Origin of the sequence: Herbaspirillum sp. B65, from assembly GCF_000333555.1 — a bacterium.
In the GTDB taxonomy this organism is placed as follows: Bacteria; Pseudomonadota; Gammaproteobacteria; order Burkholderiales; family Burkholderiaceae_D; genus Herbaspirillum; species Herbaspirillum rubrisubalbicans.
The window spans coordinates 1-8818 of the sequence record NZ_BADI01000857.1 but is presented as its reverse complement, the minus strand read 5'-3'; the positions used below and the strand labels follow the sequence as shown (position 1 = coordinate 8818).

At 60.8% G+C, this 8818-nt stretch carries 8 protein-coding genes and 1 pseudogene; 2 read left to right on the top strand and 7 right to left on the bottom strand.

The window, feature by feature from the left end; translation table 11 throughout:
- The first annotated feature begins 95 nt into the window (after positions 1-95).
- On the top strand, positions 96-1403 hold the full coding sequence (locus tag I5W_RS20425; RefSeq protein WP_044530609.1) for an MFS transporter: 1308 nt from the start codon (positions 96-98) through the stop codon (positions 1401-1403).
- A gap of 454 nt (positions 1404-1857) precedes the next feature.
- On the top strand, positions 1858-2643 hold the full coding sequence (locus tag I5W_RS20415) for a glycosyltransferase family 2 protein (RefSeq protein WP_237741811.1): 786 nt from the start codon (positions 1858-1860) through the stop codon (positions 2641-2643).
- Between the two features lie 66 nt (positions 2644-2709).
- Here the strand turns inward: I5W_RS20415 and I5W_RS20410 are convergent, their stop codons facing one another.
- The 7 genes and pseudogenes from I5W_RS20410 to I5W_RS20380 all read right to left on the bottom strand — a co-directional run.
- Positions 2710-3636 carry a glycosyltransferase family 2 protein gene (locus I5W_RS20410; RefSeq protein WP_044530608.1) on the bottom strand — a complete coding sequence of 309 codons (927 nt, stop codon included), beginning with the start codon at positions 3634-3636 and terminating at the stop codon, positions 2710-2712.
- A 135-nt stretch (positions 3637-3771) separates the two neighbouring features.
- Entirely contained in the window at positions 3772-4986 is a 1215-nt protein-coding gene (locus I5W_RS20405; protein WP_044530607.1) for a class I SAM-dependent methyltransferase, read from the bottom strand.
- A gap of 386 nt (positions 4987-5372) precedes the next feature.
- Positions 5373-5654 carry a hypothetical protein gene (locus I5W_RS20400; RefSeq protein WP_044530606.1) on the bottom strand — a complete coding sequence of 94 codons (282 nt, stop codon included), beginning with the start codon at positions 5652-5654 and terminating at the stop codon, positions 5373-5375.
- A 92-nt stretch (positions 5655-5746) separates the two neighbouring features.
- Positions 5747-6463 carry an ABC transporter ATP-binding protein gene (locus tag I5W_RS20395; RefSeq protein WP_044530605.1) on the bottom strand — a complete coding sequence of 239 codons (717 nt, stop codon included), beginning with the start codon at positions 6461-6463 and terminating at the stop codon, positions 5747-5749.
- Positions 6456-7214 (bottom strand): ABC transporter ATP-binding protein, encoded by a 759-nt coding sequence (locus tag I5W_RS20390; RefSeq protein ID WP_044530604.1) that lies wholly within the window; start codon positions 7212-7214, stop codon positions 6456-6458. The genes I5W_RS20395 and I5W_RS20390 overlap by 8 nt, the downstream gene beginning before the upstream one ends.
- The gene (locus I5W_RS20385) at positions 7211-8434 is read right to left on the bottom strand and encodes a branched-chain amino acid ABC transporter permease (RefSeq protein ID WP_044530603.1); all 1224 of its coding nucleotides are present in this window, start codon (positions 8432-8434) and stop codon (positions 7211-7213) included. The genes I5W_RS20390 and I5W_RS20385 overlap by 4 nt, the downstream gene beginning before the upstream one ends.
- Before the next feature lie 3 nt (positions 8435-8437).
- Positions 8438-8818: pseudogene (locus I5W_RS20380) on the bottom strand (branched-chain amino acid ABC transporter permease); the annotation flags it as partial.

Sequence of the window (8818 nt, the reverse complement as noted above, 5' to 3'; positions counted from 1 at the left end):
TGTCCTCCCGCCACTACAATGCTGGCACTGTCAAGCGGTCACAAAGAACCGGCGACGTACAACAACGACACGTCAAACAACATCTGGAGCGAGACATGACTTACCAAGCAGGCGCAGCCGCCGACGGCGCGCGCGCATCCTTTGAAGACGCCACCTACAGCAAGGTGACCTGGCGTCTGTTGCCACTGCTGTTCCTATGCTATGTGGCCTCCTACCTGGACCGGGTCAACGTCGGCTTCGCCAAGCTGCAGATGCTGCAGGATCTCAAATTCAGCGACACCGTCTACGGCCTGGGCGCGGGCATCTTCTTCCTGGGTTACTTCGTCTTCGAGGTGCCCAGCAACATGATCTTGCACAAGGTAGGGGCGCGCCTGTGGATCGCCCGCATCATGATCACCTGGGGCATCATCTCCGGTGCCATGGCTTACGTCACCACGCCGGAAATGTTCTACATCATGCGTTTCCTGCTGGGGGTGGCCGAGGCCGGCTTCTTCCCGGGCGTGATCCTCTATCTCACCTACTGGTACCCGGCCGCCCGGCGCGGCAAGATCACGGCCCTGTTCATGACCGGCATCGCGCTCTCGGGCGTGATCGGCGGCCCGTTCTCGGGCTGGATCATGCACGCCATGCCGGGGGTGTGGGGTCATACCGGCTGGCAGTGGATGTTCATCCTGGAAGCCATTCCATCGCTGGTCCTGGGCGTGCTGGTGATCCTCTATATGAAGGATCGCATCCGTGACGCCGACTGGTTGAGCGAAGACGAAAAACGCCTGCTGGAAGCCAACATCAGCCACGAAGAAAGCCAGAAGGAACACCTGTCGCTGGGCGCCATGTTCGCCAATGGCCGGGTCTGGCTGGGGGCGCTGATCTATTTCTGCTTCGTCATGGGCCTGTATGGCGTGAGCTTCTGGCTGCCCACCATCATCAAGGCTACGGGGGTGAGCGATCCGCTCAACGTGGGTCTGCTGACGGCGATCCCCTATGCCTTTGCTGCCGCCGCCATGGTCTTGATCGGCCGCAGCGCCGACGCCCGCCGCGAACGTCGCTGGCACGTCGCCATCCCGGCCTTCATCGGTTGCATCGGCCTGTTGCTGTCCACCCTGTACGGTCACAACACCGCCATGGCCATGGCCTCGCTGACCCTGGCCAGCGTCGGCATCATGACCACCCTGCCCCTGTTCTGGAGCCTGCCGACCGCCTTCCTGTCGGGCACCGCCGCCGCGGCCGGCATCGCGCTGATCAATTCGCTGGGCAACCTGGCCGGCTTCGTCAGCCCGTTCCTGGTGGGCTGGTTGAAGGACACCACCCAGAGCACCAATGCCGGCATGTACGTGCTGGCGGCCTCGCTGGTGATCGGTGGCTTGCTCACGCTGACCCTGCCGGCTCGGCTGGTCAACAAGTAATCCGCTCATCGCCACATGGCGTGATCATTCAGTTCGGCCGCGCAGACAAGGCCAGCAGGAAGCGACCTGCTTATCTTGGCTTTGCCTTGCCTGCGCGGGCGCTGCAGCGCCCCTTTCTGCCATATGCGACTGGACTGCCAAACCAGACGATGCTCCCGACATCAAGTTTACAGTGCTCACTTTGGGCGCTATAGTGTCCCTTATAAAAGTCTACACCGGGGATCCCATCTTGCTGCACCGTCTGCCCTCCGGGCCGATGTCCATCGTCACCCTGCACTTCCTCTTAGTCCATCAGGTGAGCATTGTCGGCAAAAGGCACGGTTTGCTTGACAAGCTTCTTCAAGGCCGAATGCTTAGTCATGCGCTCACATCATCGGTGTACGTTTTCCCCATCTGATTCACGCCGACCGGCCCAAGCGTCCTGACATCCATCGCCTATTACCTACCTATGACCATGACCATCGCGCCCCTGTTTTCCATCATCGTCACTACCCACCGTCGCCCGGCTATTCTGGAGCGCGCGCTGCGCTCGCTGTTGGCACAGAGTTTTGTCGATTACGAGATTGTCTTGGTCGCCGACGAAGGCAGTATCCCGACCAAGGAAGTCGCCAGCCGTCTGTTGCGCGAAAAAGATGTCTTCCTTTGCCTGCCAGGCGCCAAGGGCCCTGCGGAGTCACGCAACGCTGGCGTTCAATTGGCGCGCGGCCGCTTCATCCTGTTCCTGGACGATGACGACAGCTATCGACCTGATTTCCTGCAAGCCATCGTCCAATGCAACCGCTTCCTCAGCGATGCGGTCAACTACGTGTCATACACCCAGTTGAAGGAAGTGCGTACCCCCGAGGGCACACATGTGCTCTCCAGTACCGAAGTCGATACGGGCGCCACCGACATCCGCACCCTGCTGGTCAGCAATTTCATTCCCAACAATGCCATCGTCCTCTCTTCATCCATCGCCAAGCGCCATCTGGTGGATGCCACGCTGCAAAGCCACGAGGACTGGGATTACCTGATTTCGCTGGTGCTGAAATATGAATTCAATTTCCTCGGCATCTCTGGGCCCGTCGTGCATATCAATGAAGGCCAGAGCCGCAACAACGACGCCAAGTCCAATGGCTCGATCGCCCTGGACTTCCTGTCGATCTACCGTAAATGGCCGGCGGCTGACGACGAGCTGCGCCTGCGTCGCAAGGAAATGCTCAGAACCCTAGGGTTGGATTTGCCGCCGGCCATGCTGTAAAGACAGCGTCAGGCAGCGGCAACAACCGTGCTCATGTTGATGAACACGGCTACCTCGCACTCTTTCTTACATGTTATTGAGGATGGTGTCGGCCGCCAGGATGATCGGCTTGTAGATTTGCTGGAAGTTGTGAGAATTCTTTGCCTCTTCGGTGACGGCACCAAATTTGGCATAGAACAGGTTCTTGACCGACACATGGAAATGCGGCTCGCTCTTGATCCTCTGCCGCAGTTCGTAATTGCTCAAGTGGCGCAAGATCAGCAGTGCCATTTCATAGACGGCTCGACCAGTGTGCACATAGATGGCATCCGAAGAAAGCTGATTGGCGACCTTGCGGAAAACGCCGCAATACTCGTCCACAAAACAGATCCGGTCGGGATGTGCAATGGCCATGTCAAGCGCCAGACTCCAGTCCTGCGCCCGGAATTCACCCAAGCCGTCGGCAGCTGCCAGCCGGTTCAATGACAGGTCATAGGGAAATCTGGTCAGACCATACTGTGGCAAGGCATCCGTCTTGTAGATGCCCAAAAACACATAATGGTCGTAGCTCATCAAGGCTTCAAAATCACAACTCCGCTTGAAGTTTCTGCCATGCCAGCCCGGATGCTGCAGGTCGGACAGGTTTCCGTCCTCCAGAATCTGGTATTTGCCAAACCCCATGCAAGCATCATTACGCACGGTCGCTTCGAGCAGACGGGTCATGGCCTCAGGGTAGAAGAGATCATCGGTGGCGATGGTCGTCATGTACGGCGTCTCGATCAAGGGATACATCTGCTGGTAGGCCAGCATGACGCCGATGCTCGATGTGCCGCCCATGATCCGCACCCGCTTGTCGTTGGCGTACTTGCTCAGGATCTCGGCAGTATTGTCCGTGGAACCGTCATTGAAGATCAGCAGATTGGTGACCGGCGATCCCGGACCAAAAACGACATTGGCAAGGAGATGTTCGAGGTAGATGCCGTGATTCTTGGTAGGAATGAGAAGGGTTAACATGTTGTCCTATCGTTAGAACGCATTTCTGACAAAAGCCCGACGCCGAGCAATCGATGGCTTTCTGGAAGCCGCAGATGAGGCAATGCTGAGGGTGAGGCGTCCGACCTGTCCTCCTTGCCAGCGCACCGCACGCAATCAGGCTATGTATTTCTGCCACGCCGGCAGCATCCGAGCGCTGGGTGGAAAGATGGACCAGAATTGTCCGCCGCCCGCGATCCATTTCTCGTGCCGCTTCAAGACCTTGTCCTCGTTCTCCGTATTCACACCGAGCAGGCAGATGTCGACCCCTTGCTCATATAAGGCATCGCTGCCAACGATGGGCAGGCCAGTACCAGGCATCCAGGTATTCTGCTTTTCCGGCTGATCGTCAACGATGAAATCAATATTGCCGGTCATACGGGCGAAGTTGAGCAGGCAAAAACCGCGCGAGCCGGCGCCGTAGACGGCGATCTTCTTGCCCTGACGCTTGAACTGCGCCAGCTCCTGGTTGATATCCCGGATGAAGGGCTGCCACTGCGCGGCATAGTCCAGATTCTGCTCGCGCAGGGAAGGGACATAGCTGAGGTCGGAAGGAACCTGCCCCTTCTTGCGCGCCAGGACGAAAATGCCCTCGCCGCTGAAGACAAAGACCTCACTATGCACGATTTCGACATTGGCCTGCGCGAGGAACTCACGCAAGGTATCCCGCGTGAAGTAATTGACGTGTTCCTCCCACAGTCCATAGTCGTGTGTGCGCAAGTTGCATTCGAAGTTGGGGACTTCGATGAGCACATATCCACCGTCTTGCACCAGGGTTTCAATGCAAGCTGCCACGCCGCGCAGATCGCTCATGTGTTCAAGGTTCTGGCGTGAGACGAACAAATTGAACTGACCACGCTGGGCAACGATCTTCCTTGCCAAGTCCGGCGTGAGGAAGTCGCGAATGACGTCCACCCCTTTGGCAATGGCCAGGTCGTAGGCATCCTGTGCTGGCTCAACACCTACCGCATTGGTGAACCCCTGGAGCTTGAGCTGCTCCAAAAAACCACCGTCATTGCAACCGATTTCAATAATGCCTGATCCGGACTCCATACCATCCAGGGTCTTGATCAGTTCGATCTGCGGCAACAGATGCGGCTGGAATTTCCATGCGCTGATGGTGACGTAATTGGCATAGATGACTTCAGGCGGACATGCATCGACCAATTGGGTGAGGCCGCAGTGTTCGCAAAAGTGCAACTTGACAGGCCAGACAGGACGCTCCTCATCCGGCTTGGTCAAATAGTGTTTGGCGACCGGAAACTCTCCGAAGTTGATCAATTCGGTAAGCTCGGTGCCGCCGCACAGATTGCATTCATGCTGGTTATTCATGCTCGGTGATGCTCCATGTTATCGATTCTACAAAGGTATTGAGGCTACATGGGCCATGTCATCACTGATCTCTCAGGTCAGCGTCACCATTAACCAGTTGTGCTCAACAGCGGTGGCACAACCACAGGCTGCCGCCTTGGCTGATTCGCTCTGGCATACGCGAAATTAACGAGGCCATCACTGCTGGTTCACAAGTGCCCATGAAATGGCTCGACCATATCACTTCCCGATGGCCATTGAATTGCAGAAAAGCGAGGGTGAGATACTGTTCATCCCAATTGCGACCTTGATCGATCAATAAGATCAGAGAGAAGCAACTTCCCATATCGATCACAATTTTCTCCCATCTCCGCCCAACATCCTTCTACATGAAACAACTTCCGCATTCAGGGATGCGCTGACGATTGCGGCTCCAACAATTCCCGCATGGCCAGCCGCACCACCTCCGCCTGGGTAGCCTGCGGAAAGCGTCGACGCTGGCGCGCTACCAGCGCATCGACGCGGGTGCGGTCGCCGTGGCACAGCTCGGTCATGCGTTCGGTGATCTCCAGGTAGCCATGCGGGTCGTACAAAGGCAGGTCGGGGCGATTGACATGGCGCAGCCAGGCGCGGTCGGCGGCATAGACCGCGAGCAGGGCAAAGGAAATCAGCAGGGGCCAGATCAGCATGAAGGTCTCGCAGGCAGGTAAAGACGCGATTGTGAAACGCGCCTGCCCGGCCAGCCATCGCCGGGCAACGAGAATTGCCCGCTATTGCACTCCTAGAGCGCCAGCCATTCGCGCTGCAAGTCCTGATCGGCTTGCAGCGCAGCGGGCGTGCCATGGAAGACCATCTCGCCGCGTCCCATCACATACACCCGTTGCGACAGCTCCAGCGCAATGGCCTGCTTCTGCTCGATCAGCAGCACCGCCACGTCGCGCTGGCGCAGCAGTTCCAGGTAATGCGCCACCTGCTGCACCATCTGCGGCGACAATCCTTCAGTGGGCTCATCGATGAGCAGCAAGGAAGGATTGCCCAGCAAGGCCCGGCCCAGCGCCAGCATCTGCTGCTCGCCGCCCGACAGTGCGCCGGCGGCCACCTTGTGGCGTCTGGCCAGGGCCGGGAACAAGGCATACACCTCTTCCTCGCGCCAGCCTTGGACCGGCGCGCGCCCGCTCTTGCGCCCCAGCAACAGGTTCTGCGCCACGGTGAGCGTGGGGAAGACATCGCGACTTTCCGGCACGTAGCCGATGCCGCGCCGGGCGATGGCATGGGTCGGCAGGCCAGCGATATCGGTGCCGTCGAAGTCGATCCCGCCACTGCTGCGCACCTGCCCCATCAAGGCCTTGAGCAAGGTGGAGCGGCCCGCACCATTGCGACCGAGGATGCTGACGATCTCGCCGCGCTGCACTTCCAGTGAGACTCCATGCAGCACATGGCTCTGGCCATACCAGGCGTGCAGGCGGTCCACCCGGAGCAAGCGGCCGGACTTATCCATGACGCCTCCGGTCCAGGTACAGTGCCTGCACCTGCGGGTTGGCGCGGATGCGCTGGGCGCTGTCGCAGGCGATCACGCGGCCATTGTCCATGACCGCGATGCGGTCGGCCAGATCGAATACCACCTGCATATCGTGCTCCACCATCAGCAAGGTCTTGCCCACGGTGACCTCACGGATCAAGGCCACCATGGCCGCACTCTCGGCCCGGCTCATCCCGGCCGTGGGTTCGTCCAGCAGGATCACGGAAGCATCGGCGGCAATGGTGACGGCCAATTCCAGCGCCCGCTGTTCGGCGTAGCTCAACTCGCCGGCGGCCACCTCTGCCCGGGTGGCCAGGCCGACTTTGTCCAGCACCGCGCGGGCGCGTGCGTTGGCGTCGCGCAACTGGCTGATGCGGCGCCAGAAGGCATAGCGGTAGCCCAGCGTCCACAGCAGCGCACAGCGCACGTTCTCGAAGGCGCTCAGGCGCGGGAACAGGCTGGTGATCTGGAAGCTGCGCGCCAAACCCAGCCGGTTGATCTGCTGGGGCGAGTCGCGCGTGATGTCGCGGCCATGCAGCAGCACGCGCCCGGCATCGGCCCGATAGCGGCCCGACACCAGGTTGAAGAGGCTGGACTTGCCGGCGCCATTGGGACCGATCAAGGCGCAGCGCTCGCCTGCCGACAATTGCAGGTCCACCCCGCACAGGATCTGGCTGCGCTCGAAGGCCTTGTGCAGGCCTTGCAGTTGCAGGGCATACGGGGTACTCATCGGCCCTCCCCCTGGCGTCGCCAGAACACCAGTCCAACCGTGCCGACAGCCGCCAGCAACAAAGCGACCAGCCAGGGCAGCGGCGCATGGACATCGATGGAGCACCCCCACCACGCCAGCGGCGCCGCCCCTTCGGCGGTATCGGTCAAGCTGCCCAGGCTGGCCTGGTAAGCCATTTCGGTAGCCAGCACCACGCCGGCCAGGGTCACCAGTGCTGCGAGCAGCCAAGCGGCCAGGCGCGCCATCATGCGTGCCTCCAGACGACCGCTGCGCAGTGTGCGCCAGCCCCGGTCGATCAGGCTGGCCAGTCCCCCCGGTGCGGTCATCACGATCAGGATGAAGAACGCGCCCAGGTAGAATTGCCAGGCCTGGGTATAGGCCGACAGCCAGGAAGAAAACAGCACACCGACCACGCCCCCGACGATGGGGCCGTAGAAATAGGCGGTGCCGCCGATGAAGGTAAACAACAAGATGGTGCCGGAGCGCAGCGCCCCGACATATTCGGCGCTGACGATTTCGAAATTGATGGCCGACAGGCCGCCCGCCACCCCGGCAAAGAAGGCCGACAAGATCAGCGCCAGGTAACGTACCCGCTGCGGATCGTAGCCGATGAAGGCGGCGCGCTCGGGGTTGTCGCGCACGGCATTGAGCATACGGCCCAGGGGCGTTTGACGCAGCGCGTAGATGGCCATGGCGCAGACCAGCAGCCAGCCAGCGATCAGGTAATAGACCTGGATCTGCGGCCCATAGCTGATGCCCAGCACCGGCTCGCCGATGACGCGGTTAGCGGAAATGCCGCCCTCGCCGCCGAAGACCTCCGGCAACATCAGTACGCACGCCGACACCAGCTCCACCAGCCCCAGCGTGATCATGGCGAAGGTAGTGCCGGCCCGACGCGTGGTCGGGTAACCCAGCACCAGCGCACACAGCGCACCGGTCAAGCCAGCAGCCAGCGGTACCAGCGTCATCGGAAACACCAGCGCGCCTGCGGCCATGCGGTTCATCAGGTGGATCGCACCGAAGGCCCCCAGCCCCGAATAGACGGCATGGCCGAAGGAGAGCATCCCGCCCTCGCCCAGCAGCATGTTGCAAGACAGGCAGAGCAAAACCATCGTGCCCATCTGCGACAGCAGCGACAGGGCCGCGCTCTGCGGCCATACCAGCGGCGCGGCCAGCAGGAGCAGCGCGAAGATCAACCAGGGCAGCACGAGTCGTTTCACCGCTCACCCCTCGCGCTTTCCCATGAGACCCTTGGGCCGCACGATCAACATCACCACCAGCAGCAGGTAGGGCAAGACCGGCGCCACCTGGGCCAGGGTCAGGCGCGCCAGCGGGGCCAGCGCACTGCCGGCGGGCAGCTGCACGCCCAGGCTGGCCAGCGAGACATCCAGCGCCACGGCAAAGGTCTGCATCAGTCCGATCAGGAGCGAGGTGATGAAGGCCCCGGGCAGCGAACCCAGTCCGCCCACCACCACCACCACGAAGATGATGCTACCCACGGCCCCCGCCATGCCCGGTTCGGTGACGAAGGCATTGCCGCCGATGACACCGGCCAGCGCCGCCAGCGCACAACCGCCGCCAAACACAGCATGAACACCCGCGGC